This is a genomic window from Streptomyces bicolor (assembly GCF_000719285.1).
In the GTDB taxonomy this organism is placed as follows: domain Bacteria; phylum Actinomycetota; class Actinomycetes; order Streptomycetales; family Streptomycetaceae; genus Streptomyces; species Streptomyces bicolor.
The window spans coordinates 94,747-113,930 of the sequence record NZ_JOFS01000001.1 but is presented as its reverse complement, the minus strand read 5'-3'; the positions used below and the strand labels follow the sequence as shown (position 1 = coordinate 113,930).

Sequence of the window (19,184 nt, the reverse complement as noted above, 5' to 3'; positions counted from 1 at the left end):
CCACGCTGGGTGCGAAAGGCCCGTTTCGGGGCGGCGGGCCGGGACGTGAGGTGGGCTGGGCGTGCGTGACGGGCGTTGGCGACGGGTCGCCAGTCAGATCGGGCGGAGCGTTGCCGTATGGGCCGTGTCCACCCTCACCATGCTCGTGCTCGCCGGCCTCCTGCCCGACTTCCAACTGCAGTCGGCGGACGGCGACAGCGCCACCCGTATCGCCATCACCGCGGCCCTGGGCGCAGGTGCGTTCGGTCTGCTCTCGGCGCTCTTCTGGCCCCTCCTCGTACGGCTCCTGCTGCTCGTGCCCGCCCTCGTGCTCGGCCTGCTGGTGTTCTTCCTCAACGGCTCGCTGCTCATCGTCGCCCTGCGCCTGGTGCCCTCCGGTGACAGCGAGGCCGCCCCCGAGACCGCCGTCATCGTCGCCGCCGTGATGTCCGCCGTCGCCTCCGCCACGGGCGCCGCCCTGGCCGTACGGGACGACGACGCGTACCGGCGCCGCCTGTACCGCCTCGCCGACCGCCGGCGCCGGGCCCTGCCACCCGGACCGTCCAGCCCCGGCACCGTCTTCGTCCAGCTCGACGGCGTCGGCCACGACATCCTCCTCGACGCCGTCGGCAAGGACCTGATGCCGACCGTCGCCCGCTGGCTCGGCGACGGCACAGGCGACAGCCCCGGCGGCGCCGCCCGCCCCACCCACCGGCTCACCCCCTGGCGCACCGACTGGTCCAGCCAGACCGGCGCCAGCCAGCTCGGCATCCTGCACGGCAGCAACCACGACGTCCCCGCGTTCCGCTGGTACGAGAAGGCCGGCCGCGAGGTGATGGTCTGCAACCGCCCCACCAGCGCCGCCGAACTCCAGCGCCGGGCCATCGAACGCACCGGTGACGGCGGGCTCCTCGGCGCCGACGGAGCCAGCCGCGGCAACCTCTTCAGCGGCGGCGCCGACGAGCAGGCTCTCGTGCTGTCCATCGCGGCCAGACGACGCGGCCGGGAGAACCGCTCCCGGGCCGGCTACTTCGCCTACTTCTCCGACCCGGCCAACGCCGTACGCACGGCGCTCTCCTTCATCGCCGAGGTCGGCCGGGAGATCGGCCAGTCCACCCTGGCCCGGGCCCGGCAGGTCCGGCCGAGGGTCTCCCGCGGCGGCCTCTACCCGTTCATCCGCGCCTTCGCGACCGTCGTCGAACGGGACGTCGTCGTCGCCGCGGTGATGGGCGACATGCTCGCCGGCCGCACCGCCGTCTACGCCGACCTCGTGGCGTACGACGAAGTGGCCCACCACTCCGGGCCGGCCGGCCGCGACACCGAGAAGGTCCTCGAACGCCTCGACCGCGCGCTGGCGTTGATCGAGAAGGTCGCCGAGCACGCCCCGCGGCCGTACCGCATCGTCGTGCTGTCGGACCATGGCCAGAGCCCCGGCGAGACCTTCCGCTCCCGCTACGGTCTCGGCCTCGGCGACCTGGTGCGCGCCGGCTGCGGGCTGCCCGTGCCGCGCCGGGCGCAGCGCACCCACAGCGGCGCCGAGGCCCGGGCGGCGGTCCGCGCGGCGCTGCGCATCCCCGTCGAGGAGGGCGGCGAGCAGCACCGCCCCTCGCGCCGTTCGGAGCCGATCGTGCTGGCCTCCGGCAACCTCGGCCTGGTCTCCTTCCCGGACGTGCCGCACCGGATGACCAAGGAGGAGATCGACGCCCGCCACCCGGCCCTGCTCAGCACCCTCGCCAACCATCCCGGCGTCGGCTTCCTGCTCGTGCGCAGCGCCGAGCACGGCGGGGTCGTGCTCGGCGCGTACGGTGCGGAGATCCCCCTCGATCAACTGGACGACAAGCCCGGGCCGTTGGAGGCGTTCGGGCCGGGCGCCGCCGACGTCGTACGCCGCACGCACGCCTTCCCGAACGCCGCCGACATCATGGTCAACTCCGCATTCGACCCGGCCGACGGCGAGGTCCTCGCCTTCGAGGAGCAGATCGGCTCGCACGGCGGACTCGGCGGCGCGCAGGGCAAGCCGTTCCTGCTGTCGCCGCTGGCCTTCTCCGCGCCCGTCGACGACGGGGAGGACCTCGTCGGCGCCGAGCACGTCCACCGCGTGCTGCGGCGCTGGCTGCGGGAGGCGGACGGCCCTCAAGTGCCGCTGACGGAGCGGCAGGACCAGCGGGCGGCCTGACCGCCCGGTGGGGGGCGCCGCTCCTGCGTACCCCCATGAACGAAGGAGCGGCTCTCACGGAGGACCGTGCTTCAACGTGTCACCGCCCGACGGTTTTGCCCAGGGCACATTCCGGTCACGCCGGACCGCCGGAAAATCGGCTGCGCCGGTCACGCGGCCCGCACACACTGGTCGTATCCGGCGTCGCACACCTGCACGCCCTTCTCGAACATCCCAAGGAGCCCCTGCCTTGCAGGCAGCCGTAACCGTCACGCCCGCCCGTATCCCCGACCTCCTGCTCGGCCTCGCCACCGTGCGGCCGGTCTTCATCTGGGGCGCCCCCGGCATCGGAAAGTCCTCCCTCGTCAGGGACTTCGCCGAGTCGCTGGGGCTGGAGTGCGTGAGCCTGCTCGGCACCCAGCTCGCCCCGGAGGACCTGATCGGCGTGCCGCAGATCCGGGACGGGCGGTCGGTGTTCTGCCCGCCGGAGGCGATCGCCCGCGACGAGCCGTACTGCCTGTTCCTGGACGAGCTGAACGCGGCCACCCCGGATGTGCAGAAGGCGTTCTACTCGCTGATCCTGGACCGCCGTATCGGCACCTACGAACTGCCCAAGGGGTCCATCGTCATCGGCGCCGGAAACCGGGCCACCGACAACGCGCTCGCCCGGCCCATCGCCTCCGCGCTCGTCAACCGTCTCACCCACGTCCACCTCGAGGCCTCCGCCAAGGACTGGCTGACCTGGGCCGCGAACAACGGCATCCACCCGTGGATCCTGGACCACCTCACCGACCGCCCCGACCACCTGTGGTCCAAGCCGCCGAAGACCGAGGAGCCGTTCTCCACGCCCCGCTCCTGGCACATGCTCTCCGACGCCCTGCACTCCTTCGGCCGCGACCTCGACGAGGAGACGCTGAAAGTCCTCGCGCACGGCACGCTGACGCCGACGCACGCCACCGCGTTCTGCGGCTACGTCAAGATCGTGCGCAGCCAGTTCGGCATCGAGGCGATCATCAAGGGCGACGCCCGCTGGCCGCACCGCATGGCGGACCGCGACCTGCTCTACTACCTCGCCGAGTCGTTCCGCGGCCGCCTGATCAAGGAACTGCCCGCGAGCAAGGAGCACATGTCGGCGAGCGGCCGGCAGACCGCGTACCGCGCGAAGTCGCTCCTCGTGCAGCTCGCGGAGATCTCCGTCGAGGTCGCCCAGAGCGTCATCGCCTCCGACGCCGACGGCAACCCGGTGCTCCCGTCCTGGTTCCTGGTGGAGGCGGCGCGGGACATGCCGCGGCTGGTGGAGGCACGGCGATGAGCCGCAACCAGGGCAAGGGGCACAGGAAGCGGGACCTCGCGACCGAAGCGTTCACCGAGGGGCTACGGCTCGTGCGCGCCAACCCCGCGCTCGCCGCCGTCGAGTTCGGGATCTGCCGCCATGCGGAGTGCGAGCATGCGCCCCGCGACGGGCTGGTCCGTGTCGACTCCGACGGCGACCTGCACTTCCACCCCTCCCGCATCGCCGAGCCCGCCGTTTGGGCGTGGACGATCGCGCACGCTCTGCTGCACCTCGGCTTCGGGCACGTCCCCGCGGTGAAGGGCAAGCGCGAGCAGCCCGACCGGTACGACATCGCCGCACGCTGCGTCGTCGTCAACCGCTTCCTGCTCTCCTTCCCCGTGGGGCAGATCCCGGAGCACCTGCCCCTGTCGTACCCGGACGGCGACGAGGAGCAACTCGCCGCGAGCTGGCGCCGGCACGGCATCCCGGCCGCCTACGAGCACTGCGGCACCGCGGGCCCGGAGCCCGACCAGCTCCTGATGGAGTGGACGGGCTGGTACTCGCAGCCCCCCGACCACCAGCTGGCCTTCGCCACCGCGCTGACCCGGACCGTCTCCACCGCGATGGACATGGCGGGCGGCCGCCGCGACTCCATGAACGGCGAGCCGGTCAAGAAACGGCCCTGGCAGTGGGCGCTGGAGTGGTTCATCACCTCCTACCCGCTGCTCGGCGGCATCGCGGCCGGCATCAGGCTGGTCGCCGACGCCGAACTCGCCCATGCCCACGGCATCGCCGTCGCCGCCGTCAACGCCGAGGCCGGCGAGATCTACATCAACCCGCTGCGTCACTTCGAGGACGAGGAATGGCGGTTCATCCTCGCCCACGAGATGCTCCACGCCGCCCTGCGTCACGGCGACCGGTGCGGCACCCGCGACCCGTACCTGTTCAACGTCGCCTGCGACTACGTCATCAACGGCTGGCTGCGCGAGATGCAGGTCGGGGAGATGCCCCAAGGCCTCCTGTACGACGCGCAGTTCACCGGCCTGTCCGCGGAGGAGGTGTACGACCGCATCGCCGGCGACCCGCGCCGGATGCGCCGGCTGGCCACCCTGCGCGGCAAGGGCGTCGGCGATGTGCTCGGCGCCCCGCTCGGGCCGCCCGGCGACACCTGCGACCTCGACGAGTTCTACCGCCGGGGCCTCTCGCACGGCCTGGACCTGCACCAGCAGCAAGAGCGCGGTTTCCTGCCCGGGGGCCTGGTCCAGGAGATCCGCGCGCTCAGCCATCCGCCGCTGCCGTGGGACGCCCGACTGGCCCGCTGGTTCGACGAGTTCGTGCCGCGCCCGGAGCCGGTGCGGACGTACGCCCGTCCCGCCCGTCGCCAGGCGTCGACCCCCGACATCCCGCGCGCGGGCCGTTACTTCCCGCCCGAGGAGATCGCCCGCTGCACCTTCGGCGTCGTCCTGGACACCTCCGGTTCCATGGACCGGGTGCTCCTCGGCAAGGCGCTCGGCGCCATCGCCTCCTACGCCGAGGCCCGGGACGTACCGGCGGCGCGCGTGGTGTTCTGCGACGCGGCGCCGCACGACGCGGGCTATGTGCCGGTGACGGACATCGCCGGGCGGGTACGGGTGCACGGCCGGGGAGGCACGGTCCTGCAGCCCGGGATCGACCTTCTCCAGCGCGCGGACGACTTCCCGCCGGGCGCGCCCGTGCTGATCATCACGGACGGCTGGTGCGATGTCCTGCGGGTGCGGCGCGAGCACGCGTACCTCATTCCACAGGGTCGTCGGCTGCCGTTCACCCCGCGTGGGCCGGTCTTCCGCGTGCAGTGAGCCGGAGTGTGATCGGATGGGGGTACGGACCCAGGAAACGGGCCCCCACGCGAAAGGAAGAATCGTGGCAACCACGCGCTCCGCACACACCGTCTGGGAAGGCAACCTGCTCGAGGGCAACGGTGTCGTCAACTTCGACTCTTCCGGTGCCATCGCGGCGCAGCCGGTCACGTGGGCCTCGCGCTCGCAGGATGCCAACGGCAAGACCAGCCCGGAGGAGCTGATCGCCGCAGCGCACTCCAGCTGCTTCTCCATGGCGCTGTCGCACGCCCTGAACGGCGCCGGCACCCCGCCCACCAAGCTCGTCACCTCGGCCGACGTGAGCTTCCAGCCGGGTGAGGGCATCACGGGCATCCACCTCACCGTCGAGGGCACGGTTCCCGGCATCGACAACGAGACCTTCGTCGCCGCCGCTGAGGACGCCAAGAAGAACTGCCCGGTCAGCCAGGCCCTGACCGGCACGACGATCACCCTGTCGGCGAAGCTTGCCTGAGCGCTCCGCTGGGGGCTGAGCGCCCGCTCAGCCCCCGTTTGGCGCCCGTCCCCCGGGTCACTCGCCCCATTGACAAGAACCCACTCAAGTTTTGTGCTGGTGTTCAAAGGGGTGCCCTGGCGGAAGGGGACAACGATGGCACGCGCGGTCGGGATCGATCTCGGGACCACGAACTCGGTGGTGGCCGTCCTGGAGGGCGGCGAACCCACTGTCGTCGCCAACGCGGAGGGAGCCAGGACCACACCCTCGGTCGTGGCCTTCGCCAAGAACGGCGAGGTGCTCGTGGGTGAGGTGGCCAAGCGGCAGGCGGTGACGAACGTCGAGCGCACCGCCCGCTCCGTGAAGCGGCACATGGGCGACGGCAACTGGCGCTTCCCCGATCAGGGCGACATCGACGGCACCCGCTACCGGGCGCAGGAGCTGTCCTCCCGGGTGCTGCAGAAGCTGAAGCGGGACGCCGAGTCCTACCTCGGCGAGGACGTCACCGACGCCGTGATCACCGTCCCCGCGTACTTCGACGACGCCCAGCGGCAGGCCACCAAGGAGGCCGGGGAGATCGCGGGCCTGAAGGTCCTCAGGATCATCAACGAGCCCACGGCCGCCGCCCTCGCCTACGGCCTCGACCGGGGTGAGGAGCAGACGGTGCTGGTCTTCGACCTCGGCGGCGGCACCTTCGACGTCTCCCTGCTGGAGATCGGCGACGGCGTCATCGAGGTCAAGGCCACCAACGGCGACACACACCTGGGCGGTGACGACTGGGACCAGCGGATCGTCGAGCACCTGGTGAAGAAGTTCAAGGGGCAGTACGGCATCGACCTCGGCAACGACAAGATGGCGCTGCAGCGGCTTCGTGAAGGCGCCGAGAAGGCCAAGATCGAGCTGTCCAGCTCCTCCGAGACGACGATCAACCTGCCCTACATCACCGCCTCCGCCGAGGGCCCCCTCCACCTCGACGAGAAGATGACGCGGGCCCAGTTCCAGGAACTGACCGCCGACCTCCTCGACCGCTGCAAGACCCCCTTCCACCAGGCGGTCAAGGACGCGGGCATCAAGCTTTCCGCGGTCGACCACGTCATCCTCGTCGGCGGCTCCACCCGTATGCCCGCCGTCACCGAACTCGTCAAGGAACTCACCGGCAAGGACCCGCACAAGGGCGTCAACCCCGACGAGGTCGTGGCCGTCGGCGCGACCCTCCAGGCCGGCGTCATCCGCGGCGACGTCAAGGACGTCCTCCTCCTCGACGTCACCCCGCTGTCCCTCGGCATCGAGACCAAGGGCGGCATCATGACGAAGCTCATCGAACGCAACACGACGATCCCCACCCGGCGTTCGGAGATCTTCACCACGGCCGCCGACAACCAGCCCTCCGTCGGCATCCAGGTCTACCAGGGCGAACGCGAGATCGCCGCGTACAACAAGAAGCTCGGCGTCTTCGACCTCACCGGCCTGCCGCCGGCACCGCGCGGGGTGCCGCAGATCGAGGTCGCGTTCGACATCGACGCGAACGGGATCATGCACGTCTCCGCCAAGGACCTGGCCACCGGCCGCGAACAGAAGATGACGGTCACCGGCGGCTCGGCCCTCCCCAAGGACGACATCGACCGCATGATGCGTGACGCCGAGCAGTACGCCGAGGAGGACCGCAAGCGCCGGGAGGCGGCGGAGACGAGGAACCAGGCCGAACAGCTCGTCTACCAGACCGAGAAGTTCATCCGCGACAACGAGGCCCAGGTCCCGGCGGACACCAGGTCGGAGGTCGAGTCGGCGATCGCGGAGCTCAAGCAGCAACTGGAGCAGAACGCCGAGACGAACGCCCTGCGCAGCGGCGTCGAGAAACTCGCCACCGTCAGCCAGAAGATGGGCCAGGCCATGTACGCCCAGTCCCAGCAGACCCCGACGGACGGCGCCACCGGCACGGAGCAGTCCTCACCGCAGGACGACGACGGCGTGGTGGACGCGGAGATCGTCGACGACGAGAAGGACCAGAAGGGCGGGGCGGCCTAGGATCCGGCCTTCTCCCAGCCACGCCGCTCCGGCCGCGGCCCCAGCTGTTCGAGGTCGCGGCTGCGGTACACCACATACGGCCGGAACAGGTACTGCACCGGCGCGCTGAACATGTGCACCAGCCGCGTGTACGGCACCAGCGCGATCAGCACCATGCCGATCACCGCGTGGATCTCGTACAGCACCGGCACGCCCGTCATCCGGTCGATGTCCGGCCGCAGGGTGAACAGGCTGCGGGCCCAGACAGCGATCGACTGGCGGTAGTCGTAGCCGTCGCCGGAGGCGTGGGCCAGCTTGGCGACCATGCCCATCACGATCGCCGCGAGCAGGACGACGTACATGATCTTGTCGTTGACCGTCGTCGCGCGGAACACCGGGGCGTTGGTGCGGCGACGGTAGACCAGCAGCGCGATTCCGGCGACCGTGAGCAGCCCCGCCGCCGTACCGCCGTAGAGGGAGAACAGGTGGTACGTGTGCTCGCTCACGCCGACCGCGTCCGTCCACGACTCGGGGACGAAGAGCCTGACGACATGGCCGGCCAGCACGAACAGGATGCCGTAGTGGAAGGCGGGCGAGGCGATGTTCAGGAGTCTCGACTCGTGGACCTGCGACGAGCGCGTGGTCCAGCCGAACCTGTCGTAGCGGTGGCGCCAGACGAGACCGGCGACGAGCAGGGCGAAGGTGACGTACGGCAGGACGCCCCAGAGCAGTGTGGTCATGAGCGCACCCCTGTGTGTGCGGTCGGCAGTGTGGCGCACACGGCGTCCAGGACGGACGCGTACGCAGTCCCGAAGCCGGTGAGCCGGGAGCGCAGTTGCTCCAGGGCGTCCCGGTGTTCCAGCAGCAGGTCGGTGTTGCCGGTGCGGGCCGCGAACTCCAGGACCGCGGGCAGGAAGTCGGGCAGTTCCTCGCCGGTGAACTCCAGGCCGTGCGCGCGGTAGAGCTCCTTGAAGCGGACCAGCGACATCCCGCGCCGCCGGGTGTCCCCGTCGTGCCACCAGCTCAGGTACAGGCTGTGGCGGTTGTCGAAGTCGAAGACCTCGACGTAGTGCGCGGCGAGCTCCCGTGGCGGCGTGACCGCGGCGTGGTCGGTGAACTCCCGTAGTTGCGGGGCGGCTTCACGCAGGAGTGGCAGGCGCGCGCGGAAGTCGTCGTCGGGGTAGGTCAGGCAGAGCGCGGCTGCCTGGTAGAGCACCTCGAAGGAGGGCATCACGCCTCCTCGGCGTCGGATGTGTGGGTCACGGCGGCCGGGTCGGTGTCGTCGGCGGTCTGCCGTCCGCGCAGGATGTGGAAGTTCTCCTCCACCGGCACCAGCGGCAGCAGCTTGCGGCCCGAGTCCCGGCCGAAGGGGCCGTCCCCGCCCATGCCCGGCCCGCCGTCGAAGTCGAGGCTGCACCCCTGCGGGAGCGCCGACTCCTCAAGGCGCCGGGCATCGCCGATGGCGGCCGTCGGAATCACGTACCGGTCCTCGTACTTGGCGATCGCCAGCAGCCGGTACATCTGCTCGATCTCGTAGGCACCCATGCCGACGGCGGCCGGCACCGAGGGGTCCGGCTCCTCCCCGAGGTTGATCGCCCGCATGTGGGAGCGCATCGCGGCGAGCTTCTCCAGCGAGGACCGGACCGGGCCGAGGTCGCCGGCGGTGAACAGCTCCGCCAGGTACTCCAGCGGGATGCGCAGGCTGTCGATCGCGCCGAACAGGTTCCCCGCGTCCTCACCGTCGTGACCGGTCTCCGTCAGCGCGTCCACCACCGGGGAGAGCGGCGGGATGTACCAGACCATCGGCATCGTCCGGTACTCCGGATGCAGCGGCAGCGCCACCCGGTACCTGCTGATCAGCGCGTGCACGGGGGAGCGGCGTGCCGCTTCCAGCCAGTCGTACGGGATTCCCGCCTCCTCGCACTCCTGCCGCACCCGGGAGTCCTCGGGGTCGAGGAAGACATCCAACTGCGCCTCGTACAGGGCGCGTTCGTCCCGAACGGAGGCGGCCGCCGTCACCTTGTCGGCGTCGTACAGCATCACCCCGAGATACCGCAGCCGCCCCACGCACGTCTCCGAGCAGACCGTCGGCAGACCGACCTCGACCCGCGGATAGCACATCGTGCACTTCTCCGCCTTGCCGGTGCGATGGTTGAAGTACACCTTCTTGTACGGGCATCCCGTCACGCACATCCGCCAGCCCCGGCACCGGTCCTGGTCGACGAGGACGATGCCGTCCTCCGCCCGCTTGTACATCGCCCCCGACGGGCAGGAGGCCACGCAGGACGGGTTGAGGCAGTGCTCGCAGATGCGCGGCAGATAGAACATGAAGGACTGCTCGAACTCGAACCGCACCTTGTCCGAGGCCTGCTTGCGCGCCCGCTCGACCATCGGGTCCAGGTCGCCGTGGGCGGGGGCACCGGCGAGGTTGTCGTCCCAGTTCGCCGACCACTCGATCTTCATCGGTTTGCCGTCGAGCTGCGATATCGGCTCCGCCACCGGGAAGTCGTCACCGAGGGGCGCGTCGGTGAGGTTCCTGTAGTCGTACGTCCAGGGCTCGTAGTAGTCCTTGATCTCCGGCAGTTCGGGGTTGGAGAAGATCCCGGCGAGCTTGCGGATCCGCCCGCCCGCCTTCAGCTTGAGCGCGCCGCGCCGGTTCAGCTCCCAGCCGCCGCGCCAGCGTTCCTGGTCCTCGTAGCGGCGGGGGTAGCCCTGGCCGGGGCGGGTCTCGACGTTGTTGAACCAGACGTACTCCATGCCACGCCGGTTGGTCCACGCCTGCTTGCAGGTGACCGAGCAGGTGTGACAGCCGATGCACTTGTCGAGGTTCATCACCATCGCGATCTGGGCCATCGGACGCATCAGTACTCGACCTCCTGGCTGCGGCGGCGGATCACCGTGACCTCGTCGCGCTGGTTGCCCGTCGGGCCCAGGTAGTTGAACGCCCACGACAACTGGGCGTAGCCGCCGACGAGATGGGACGGCTTGAGGATCAGCCGGGTCAGCGAGTTGTGGATGCCGCCGCGCCGGCCGGTGGTCTCCGTCTTCGGGACGGCGACCGTGCGTTCCTGCGCGTGGTGCATGTAGACCATGCCCTGCGGCATACGGTGCGAGACGACGGCCCGGGCGACGATCACGCCGTTGCGGTTGACCGCCTCGACCCAGTCGTTGTCGACGACGCCGATCGCGTCCGCGTCCTGCGGGGACATCCAGATGTTCTGACCGCCGCGGGACAGGGCCAGCATGAACAGGTTGTCCTGGTACTCGGAGTGGATGGACCACTTGTTGTGCGGGGTGAGGTAACGGACCGTCACCTCCCGCTGCCCGTCCGGGCCGAGGCGCGGTTCGCCGAACAGCCTGTTCATGTCCAGCGGCGGCCGGTAGACGGGGAGTGCCTCGCCGAGTTCGTGGATCCAGTCGTGGTCCAGGAAGAAGTGCTGGCGGCCGGTGAGCGTGTGCCAGGGCTTGAGGTGCTCGGTGTTGAGGGTGAAGGCGGTGTAGCGCCGCCCGCCCGACTCGCTGCCCGACCACTCCGGTGAGGTGATCACCGGCACCGGCGCGGCCTGCGCGTCCGCGTACGTGATCCGCCTGCCCTCGTGCTCGGCCGCCAGGTGCGCCATCTCCTGCCCGGTGCGGGCCTGAAGCGTGCGGAAGCCCTGGGTGGCGAGGCGGCCGTTGGTCGTGCCGGAGAGGGCGAGGATGATGTTCGCCGCCTTCACGGCCGTATCCAGGCGGGGGCGGCCGTCGGGCGTCACGCCGTTCAGGTGCCGGAGATCCTCGACCTCCTCGTCCGGCCTCAGCGCGATGCCCTTGGCGGGCAGCCCCAGTTCCTCCACCAGCGGCCCGAGCGAGGCGAACTTGGCGCCGATCGCCGTGTAGTCCCGCTCCACGACGGTCAGGTTCGGCATGGTCTTCCCGGGCACCGGAGCGCACTCCCTGCGCCTCCAGTCCAGGACGACCCCGCCCGGCTGGGCGATCTCGCCCGGGGTGTCGTGCTGGAGCGGGGTCGCCACCAGGTCCTTGCGTACGCCGAGATGGTCGACGGCCAGCTCGCTGAGCCGCTCGGCCAGCGCCTTGAACGTGTCGAAGTCGGTGCGCGCCTGCCACGGCGGATCCACGGCCGGGGTGAAGGAGTGCACGTAGGGGTGCATGTCCGTGCTCGACAGGTCGTGCTTCTCGTACCAGGTCGCGGCGGGCAGCACGACGTCGGACAGCAGCGTGGACGACGTCTGCCGAAAGTCCAGCGACAGCAGCAGGTCGAGCTTGCCCTCGGGTGCCTCGTCATGCCAGGTCACCTCGCGCGGGCGCACGTCCTCGGGGGCCTCCTCGGCTCGCAGTGACGAGTGCGTGCCCAGCAGATGCCGGGTGAAGTACTCGGCGCCCTTCGCCGACGACCCGAGCAGGTTGGCCCGCCACAGTGTCAGCACCCGCGGCCAGTTCTCCGGCGCGTCCGGGTCCTCGCAGGCGAACTTCAGGGTGCCCGCGCGCAGTTCGGCCACCACTCGGGCCACGGGATCGCCGAACGTGTCGCCGAGCTCCAGCGGATTGCGGTCGAAGGTCGGATACGACGGCATCCACCCGGCACGCGCCGACAACGCGAGGCAGTCCGCGCCCGTCATGCCCCGGAACCGCCCCGCACCGAGCGGCGAGGCGAGCACGTCGGCCGTGAACCGGTCGTAGCGCCACTGGTCGGTGTTGAGGAACCAGTACGCCGTGCCGATCATCTGGCGCGGCGGACGCGACCAGTCCGACGCGGCCGCGAGCGTCGCCCAGCCGGTCACCGGACGGCACTTCTCCTGGCCGACGTAGTGCGCCCAGCCACCGCCGTTGCGGCCCTGGCAGCCGGTGAGCTGGAGCAGGGCGAGGAAGGCGCGGTAGATCGTCTCCGAGTGGAACCAGTGGTTGGTGCCGGCGCCCATCAGGATCATGCAGCGGCCCTTCGACCGCTCCGCCGTCCGAGCGAACTCCCGCGCGATCCGCACGCACTTGGCCGCCGGAACGGACGTGTGCGCCTCCTGCCAGGCGGGCGTGCCGGGCGCGTCGGCGTCGTCGTACGACACCGGCCAGCGGCCCGGCAGCCCGGAACGTGCCACTCCGTACTGCGCGAGCAGCAGATCGAAGACCGTGGTCACCAGCGGGCCGCGCCTACCGCCCAACTTCGTTGCCGGGACACCACGCCGTACGACGTCCCCGCGCCCCTGACCGTGCGGCCCGCCCTCGGTGTCGAAGCGCGGGAGCAGCACCTCGACACCGGCGGCGACCTCACTGCCGTAGAGGCTCAACGTCGGGCGTATGTCGCCGAGTTCGAGGTTCCATCGGCCCTTGCCCGACTCGGTCCAGCGAAAGCCGAGCGAGCCGTTCGGGGCGACCGCGCGGCCCGACACCTCGTCCAGCACGACCGTCTTCCACTCGGCGCCCTCGCCCCCCTGCCCCAGGTCCGAGGCGCGCAGGAACTTCGCGGGGACGTAGGCACCGTCCCGTTCCTCCAGGGTGACCAGGAAGGGCAGATCGGTGAACCGCCGTACGTAGTCCGCGAAGAACGGTGTCTCACGGTCGACGAAGAACTCCTTGAGGATCACATGCCCCATGGCGAGGGCCAACGCGCCGTCCGTGCCCGGGTGCGGGTGGAGCCACTCGTCGGCGAACTTGGCGTTGTCGGCGTAGTCGGGGGCGACGACCACCACCTTCTGGCCCCGGTAGCGGGCCTCCGTCATCCAGTGCGCGTCGGGTGTGCGGGTCACCGGGACGTTCGAGCCCCACATCATCAGATACGCCGCGTCCCACCAGTCGCCCGACTCCGGCACGTCGGTCTGGTCGCCGAAGACCTGCGGCGAGGCCACGGGGAGGTCGGCGTACCAGTCGTAGAACGACAGCATCGGGGCGCCGATCAGGGAGTGGAAGCGGGCACCCGCCGCGTGCGACACCATCGACATCGCCGGGATGGGGGAGAAACCGGCGATGCGGTCGGGGCCGTACGTCTTGATGGTGTGGACGTGGGCCGCCGCGACCAGCTCGACCGCCTCGTCCCAACTCGCCCGCACCAGACCGCCCTTGCCGCGCGCCCGCTGGTAGCGGCGGCGCCGCTCGGGGTCGTCCTGGATGTCCGCCCAGGCCAGGACGGGGTCGCGCAGGCGGTCCTTCGCCTCCCGGTACATGTCCAGGAGAACGCCGCGGACGTACGGGTAGCGGACCCGGGTGGGGGAGTAGGTGTACCAGGAGAAGGCCGCGCCGCGCGGGCAGCCGCGGGGCTCGTACTCGGGGCGGTCGGGGCCGACCGACGGGTAGTCCGTCGCCTGCGTCTCCCAGGTGATGATGCCGTCCTTGACGTACACCTTCCAGCGGCACGAGCCCGTGCAGTTCACGCCGTGCGTGGAGGTCACGACCTTGTCGTGGCTCCAGCGGTCCCGGTGGAAGGCGTCCGCCTCCCGCCCGCCGGTCAGCTCGACGCTGTGCAGATCGGGCGCGGCCGTACCCGGCCGGAAGAACCTCCCGGCCTTGAGCAACGCCGCGCCCGGCTCGGCGGGCGGGGCGGGCGGTATCTCCGTGTCGGTCACAGGCGCTCCCTCTGGTTGCCCCCAGGCCCTGGTCACGAACCTAGGGCGGGGCGCGGGAGCGCACCCGTTCACGGCGCCCGTACGGGTCACTCGTCATGGACCCGTACGGGTCAGTTCTTGCGGGCCACCCCCGCGTACACCGGCACGATGCCCTCCGCCTGGGCGGCCACGTCCACCTGCTCCGGGCGCCAGCCGTGGACGGGGATGACGCCGGGGCCGAGCAGTTCGAGCCCGTCGAAGAAGCGGGAGAACTCCGCCAGCGACCGGGGGTGGAAGGGAGTGCCGCTGCGCCGGAACTGGTTCGCCGCCTGCTCGATGGCCTCCGGGCTGAGGTCCGGGGTGACCTGGGACAGGATCAGGTAGCTGCCCGGGGCGAGCGCGGCCACGTACCTCCTCAGCAAGCCGTACACGTCGTCACCGTCGGGGTCGTCGCCCAGGTAGTGGGTCAGGGCCACCAGCGACAGCGCGACCGGCTCGGCGAGGTCCAGGGACTCGCCGGCCCGGCCCAGCAGGGTGTCGATGTCACGGACGTCGGCATGCACATAGGTGGTGCTGCCCTCGGCGGAGCCGTGCAGCAGCGCCTCCGCGTGCCGCAGCACGATCGGGTCGTTGTCCGCGTACACGACCTTGGACTCCCGGGCCACGCCCTGCGCGACCTGGTGGAGGTTGGGCTCGGTGGGGATGCCCGTGCCGATGTCGAGGAACTGGCGGATCCCGGCCTCGGCGACCGTGCGGACGGCCCGGTGCATGAACCGGCGGTTGGCGCGCGCCCCGCGCCGGACCGTGCCGTCCACGGCGAGGATCCGCCGGGCCAGTTCCTCGTCCACCGGGTAGTTGTCCTTGCCGCCCAGCCACCAGTCGTAGACGCGTGCCGGGTGCGGCCGGCTGGTGTCGACACGGGTGGGCGCGGACTCGGATCCGGTCATGCGGTGCGTTCTCCTCGGGCTCGTCGGGGCTCGTCGGGCAGGTACGGGGTTCGGCAGGGCTCGTCCGCCGTCGTGGACAGGTCGTCGCCGGTGGCCGGGAAGGTTGCCGTACACCGGATCAGAAGCCGTCGCGGTGCTCCCGCAGGATCTTCTTGGTGCGCTCGGCCGACGCGGCGGCCGTCGACATGTGGTCCAGCACCTCCAGATGCGCGGCGACCTCCTTGCGGGAGTCCAGATACAGGGCGCCGGTGAGGTACTCGGTGTAGACCATGTCGGGCAGCTCCGGCTCGGCGAAGCGGAACAGGGAGAAGGGGGCGTACGTCCCCGGGTGCGGGCCGGAGGAGAACTCGGCGATCTGCAGGGTGACGCGGTCGCGCTCGGCGAGCTCCAGGAGCTGGTCCAGCTGATCGCGCATCACCTCGGCGCGGGCGCTCACCGGGCGCCGCAGTACCGTTTCATCCATGATCACCCACAGGTGGGGCGGGTCGGGGCGCTCCAGCAGCCGCTGCCGTTCCATGCGCAGGGAGACATGCCGTTCGATGGTCTCCGGCCCCGTCTGCCCGATCGTCCCGGCCTCCATCACCGCACGTGCGTAGTCCTCGGTCTGCAGCAGACCGGGCACGAAGTGCGGCTCGTAGCAGCGGATGATGCGAGCGGCGCCCTCCAGGCTCACGTAGAGGCTGAACCAGTCCGGCAGTACGTCGTGGAACCGCTGCCACCAGCCGGGCTGGTTGGCCTCCTCGGCGAGGGTGACGAAGGCTGCCGCGTCCGCCTCGGGCACACCGTACGTCTCCAGCAGTACCTGCACGTACGGGATCTTCAGCGCGACCTCGGCCGTCTCCATACGGCGTACGGTCGCCGCGGCCACCCGCAGCACGCGCGCGGCCTCGTCGCGTCCCAGGCCCGCTGCCTCCCGCAGCTCCTGGAGGCGCTTTCCGAGCACCACTTGGCCCACGGTGGGCGCGGGTCGCCGCTCACTCACGCCACGCCTCCCCTACGCGCCGAAAGTACGGGGTGCAGTGTGCCATGTGCCGAGGGCGTTCACACGGGGGCGGGGATGAAGGCCTTGTTACGGGGCGTTGCCATTACCCGGCAGGTAATCGACGCGCCCTGCCCGGTCGCGGCATCGTCGAAGCACCGGATCCCGGGCCGGCGCACTCCGTCCCGGGAGCCGGGTCCGCCATCGCAACCCGACCTCGACGGAGGGTGATTCACCATGTCCGCCACCGCACTCGCCGCGCTCGCCCGGACCTCCGACCCGCACACCGTGCTGCGCCGCTTCCTGGCCCTGGACGCGGTGGTGACCGGGGCCAACGGGCTCGCCTATCTCGTCGCGTCCGGCCCGCTGGGCCGCCTCATCGGTGTCGACTCGGCGCTGCTGCTCGCACTCGGCGCGTTCCTCACGGTGTACGCGGCCGGCGTCGGCGTGCTCGCCTCCCGAGCCCGCCCCGCCGCGCTGCCGGTGCGTGCCGTGATCGAGATCAACCTCGCCTGGGCCGTACTGAGTCCGGTCGCCCTCGCGGTGTGGCTGTCGCCGACCACGGTGGGCGCGGTGTGGACCGTGCTGCAGGCGCTCACCGTCGCCGGGTTCGCGGGGTTGCAGTACGCCGCTCTGAAGGTCCGTCAGGACATCAGTGACTGAAGGTACTTGACCGTCGCGGGGTCGGCCGGCAGGAGCGTCTCGATGGCCAGCTCGGCGACGGTCACGTCCATGGGCGTGTTGAAGGTGGAGATGGAGGAGATGAAGGACAGGACGCGGCCCTCGTGCTCGATCTGCATCGGCAGCGCGAAGTAGGGGACGGGCTCGGCCGGTTCCTCGGCGCCGGGCGGCTCCTCCGGCACCGGGTACGCGGCCACCTCCTCGTACAGCTTCCGCAGCGGCTCGGAGCGGTGCAGCGCGATCCGGCGGTCCATCTGGGCGAGCAGATGCCCGCGCCACTCACGCAGGTTGCGGATGCGCGGCGCGAGGCCCTCCGGGTGCAGTGTCAGGCGCATCGCGTTGAGCGGGGGTTCGAGGAGGTGCTCGGGGAGGTCGGCCAGGAGCATCAGGACGCCCCGGTTGGCCGCGTGCACGTTGTACATGGCGTCCACCACGAGCGCCGGGTACGGCTCGTAGCCCTGGATGAGCTGTTCCATGCCCGCGCGCAGCGCGTCCAGCGCCGGGTCGTCCAGCGGGGTCTCCGGATAGCGGGGGGCGTAGCCGGCGGCCAGCAGCAGCGCGTTGCGCTCCCGCACCGGCACGTCCAGGTGCTCGGCCAGCCGCAGCACCATCTCCTCACTGGGGCGGGAACGGCCCGTCTCGATGAAGCTGATGTGCCGCGCCGAGGAGTCCGCCCGCAGCGCCAACTCCAGCTGGCTTACCCGCCGTTGCTCCCGCCAGGCCCGCAGCAGGGGGCCGACGCCCTGGTCGGCGGGGGCGGGGGTGGCGGCAGGCGTGGCGGTGCCCGGCGGGACAATGGTCATGTGTACGACCGTAGTCGAGGAGCGGGTGGAATGAACGAGCCGTGGATGTCGTCCTTCGCAGGCGAGGCCGTGTACCGCGCCCGGGTGCGTGGCTGTCTGCTCGGCGGGGCCCTCGGTGACGCCCTCGGCTACCCGATCGAGTTCAGCTCGCTGGAGCGGATCCGCGCCGCCAACGGCGACAGCGGCATCACGGGGCTCCTCTTCCCCGGTGACAGCGACGGGGCCCGCATCAGCGACGACACGCAGATGACCCTCTTCACCGCCGAGGCGCTCATCCAGGCCCGCCGGCGGGAGCGGCTCAAGGGCATCGGCGGCGGCTGGGCCCTGCTGGTGCGGTGGGCGTACGAGCGCTGGCTGGAGACGCAGCGCCACCCCGGCCCGGAGCACGCCGCACCGCCGCAGAGCGGCGCGCCCGAGGGCGGGCTCATCACCCAGGCCTGGCTGTTCGCCCGCCGAGCCCCCGGCAACGCCTGCGTGTCCGGGATCGCCCAGATGTACGCCCCCGATCCGCACCTCGCCCTCGACGGCAGGCCGGGCGAGGTCAACCCCGACTCCAAGGGCTGCGGCGCGGTGATGCGCTCGGCGCCCTTCGGCCTGGTGAACTCCGCCGACGAGGCCTTCGCCATGGCCGCCCGCGCCGCCCAGATCACCCACGGCCACCCGACCGGCTACTACGCGGCGGGCGCGATGGCCGCGATCGTCGCGCACCTCGTCGCCGGCGACTCCCTGGAGGGCGCGGTCCCGCGCACACTGCGGCTGCTGCGACGCCACCCCGGCCACGAGGAGACCTCGGCCGCGCTCGCCGAGGCCCTCGACCTTGCCGAGCAGGGCTCGCCGACCGCGGAGAAGGTCGAGTCCCTGGGGGAGGGCTGGGTCGCCGAGCAGGCGCTCGCCATCGGCGTGTACTGCGCGCTCGTCGCCCCCGGCGTGCGGGACGCCCTCCTGCTGGCCGTCAACCACTCGGGCGACAGCGACTCCACCGGCTCCGTCTGCGGCAACCTGCTGGGCGCCCGGTACGGCGACGTCGGCCTCCCGCACGACTGGCTGGAACGCGTCGAGGGCCGGGCGCCGATCGCCGCGCTCGCCGACGACCTGGCGGCTGAAGGCGTGCGGCGCTGAGGATCAGGGAACCCGTCTGACCAGGGCCGCCGCACTCCGGCTGTGGCAGGCTGAGGACGAAACCTCCCGTAACCTCCGTGCAGGAAGGAGCGAGGCCATGCCCCTCGAACCGCTGTCGCAGAAGGAGATCGAGGACCGGCTCGCGGAGTTGCCGGGCTGGTCGCAGGAGGGCGACCGCATCGCCCGCTCCTACCGGCTGCCCTCGCACTTCGCGGCCACGGCGATGGTCGTGCACATCGCGCAGGTCCAGGAGGAGCTCGACCACCACTCCGACCTCACCCTCGGCTACAACACGGTGTCCCTCACCGTGAACACCCACACCGTGGGCGCCGTGACGAAGCGGGACTTCGCGCTCGCGAGCAGGATCGAGGAGCTCGCCCCTGGTCACGGGGCACACTGACGCG

At 71.1% G+C, this 19,184-nt stretch carries 15 protein-coding genes; 8 read left to right on the top strand and 7 right to left on the bottom strand.

Going from position 1 to position 19,184, the window contains the following annotated elements:
• Nucleotides 1-61: 61 nt before the first annotated feature.
• The 5 genes from IF78_RS0100465 (at nt 62) to dnaK (ending at nt 7,739) form a co-directional block, all read left to right on the top strand.
• Nucleotides 62-2,155, top strand: coding sequence for a phage holin family protein (locus IF78_RS0100465; protein ID WP_031475854.1), 2,094 nt, complete (start codon nt 62-64; stop codon nt 2,153-2,155).
• A gap of 229 nt (nt 2,156-2,384) precedes the next feature.
• A complete protein-coding gene (locus IF78_RS0100460; protein WP_031475856.1) occupies nt 2,385-3,446 on the top strand; it encodes an ATP-binding protein in 1,062 nt (353 codons plus the stop codon).
• Entirely contained in the window at nt 3,443-5,242 is a 1,800-nt protein-coding gene (locus IF78_RS0100455; protein ID WP_031475858.1) for a vWA domain-containing protein, read from the top strand. Before IF78_RS0100460 ends, IF78_RS0100455 begins: the two co-directional genes overlap by 4 nt.
• A 64-nt stretch (nt 5,243-5,306) precedes the next feature.
• Nucleotides 5,307-5,735, top strand: coding sequence for an OsmC family protein (locus IF78_RS0100450; RefSeq protein ID WP_031475860.1), 429 nt, complete (start codon nt 5,307-5,309; stop codon nt 5,733-5,735).
• A gap of 135 nt (nt 5,736-5,870) precedes the next feature.
• The gene (gene dnaK, locus IF78_RS0100445) at nt 5,871-7,739 is read left to right on the top strand and encodes a molecular chaperone DnaK (RefSeq protein ID WP_031475862.1); all 1,869 of its coding nucleotides are present in this window, start codon (nt 5,871-5,873) and stop codon (nt 7,737-7,739) included.
• On the opposite strand, the gene narI is transcribed toward dnaK, so the two are convergent.
• The 6 genes from narI to IF78_RS0100415 form a co-directional block, all read right to left on the bottom strand.
• The gene (gene narI / locus IF78_RS0100440) at nt 7,736-8,458 is read right to left on the bottom strand and encodes a respiratory nitrate reductase subunit gamma (protein ID WP_031475864.1); all 723 of its coding nucleotides are present in this window, start codon (nt 8,456-8,458) and stop codon (nt 7,736-7,738) included. The genes dnaK and narI overlap by 4 nt on opposite strands.
• Nucleotides 8,455-8,949 (bottom strand): nitrate reductase molybdenum cofactor assembly chaperone, encoded by a 495-nt coding sequence (narJ, locus tag IF78_RS0100435; RefSeq protein ID WP_031475866.1) that lies wholly within the window; start codon nt 8,947-8,949, stop codon nt 8,455-8,457. The genes narI and narJ overlap by 4 nt, the downstream gene beginning before the upstream one ends.
• Entirely contained in the window at nt 8,949-10,580 is a 1,632-nt protein-coding gene (gene narH / locus IF78_RS0100430; RefSeq protein ID WP_031475868.1) for a nitrate reductase subunit beta, read from the bottom strand. Before narH ends, narJ begins: the two co-directional genes overlap by 1 nt.
• Nucleotides 10,580-14,272 carry a nitrate reductase subunit alpha gene (locus IF78_RS0100425; protein ID WP_031475870.1) on the bottom strand — a complete coding sequence of 1,231 codons (3,693 nt, stop codon included), beginning with the start codon at nt 14,270-14,272 and terminating at the stop codon, nt 10,580-10,582. Before IF78_RS0100425 ends, narH begins: the two co-directional genes overlap by 1 nt.
• Nucleotides 14,273-14,382: 110 nt before the next feature.
• Nucleotides 14,383-15,198, bottom strand: a complete 816-nt coding sequence (locus tag IF78_RS0100420) for an SAM-dependent methyltransferase (protein ID WP_031475872.1) — start codon at nt 15,196-15,198, stop codon at nt 14,383-14,385.
• Between the two features lie 118 nt (nt 15,199-15,316).
• A complete protein-coding gene (locus IF78_RS0100415; protein WP_199921342.1) occupies nt 15,317-16,180 on the bottom strand; it encodes a helix-turn-helix domain-containing protein in 864 nt (287 codons plus the stop codon).
• A 234-nt stretch (nt 16,181-16,414) separates the two neighbouring features.
• Between IF78_RS0100415 and IF78_RS0100410 the strand changes: the two genes are divergently transcribed.
• Nucleotides 16,415-16,840: a hypothetical protein gene (locus IF78_RS0100410; RefSeq protein ID WP_031475876.1), complete on the top strand. Its 426-nt coding sequence runs from the start codon at nt 16,415-16,417 to the stop codon at nt 16,838-16,840.
• Here the strand turns inward: IF78_RS0100410 and IF78_RS0100405 are convergent.
• A complete protein-coding gene (locus tag IF78_RS0100405) occupies nt 16,822-17,661 on the bottom strand; it encodes a helix-turn-helix domain-containing protein (RefSeq protein ID WP_031475878.1) in 840 nt (279 codons plus the stop codon). The genes IF78_RS0100410 and IF78_RS0100405 overlap by 19 nt on opposite strands.
• Nucleotides 17,662-17,691: 30 nt before the next feature.
• Between IF78_RS0100405 and IF78_RS0100400 the strand changes: the two genes are divergently transcribed.
• Nucleotides 17,692-18,780: an ADP-ribosylglycohydrolase family protein gene (locus tag IF78_RS0100400; RefSeq protein ID WP_031475880.1), complete on the top strand. Its 1,089-nt coding sequence runs from the start codon at nt 17,692-17,694 to the stop codon at nt 18,778-18,780.
• A gap of 97 nt (nt 18,781-18,877) precedes the next feature.
• Nucleotides 18,878-19,180, top strand: coding sequence for a 4a-hydroxytetrahydrobiopterin dehydratase (locus IF78_RS0100395; protein ID WP_031475882.1), 303 nt, complete (start codon nt 18,878-18,880; stop codon nt 19,178-19,180).
• Nucleotides 19,181-19,184: the final 4 nt, after the last annotated feature.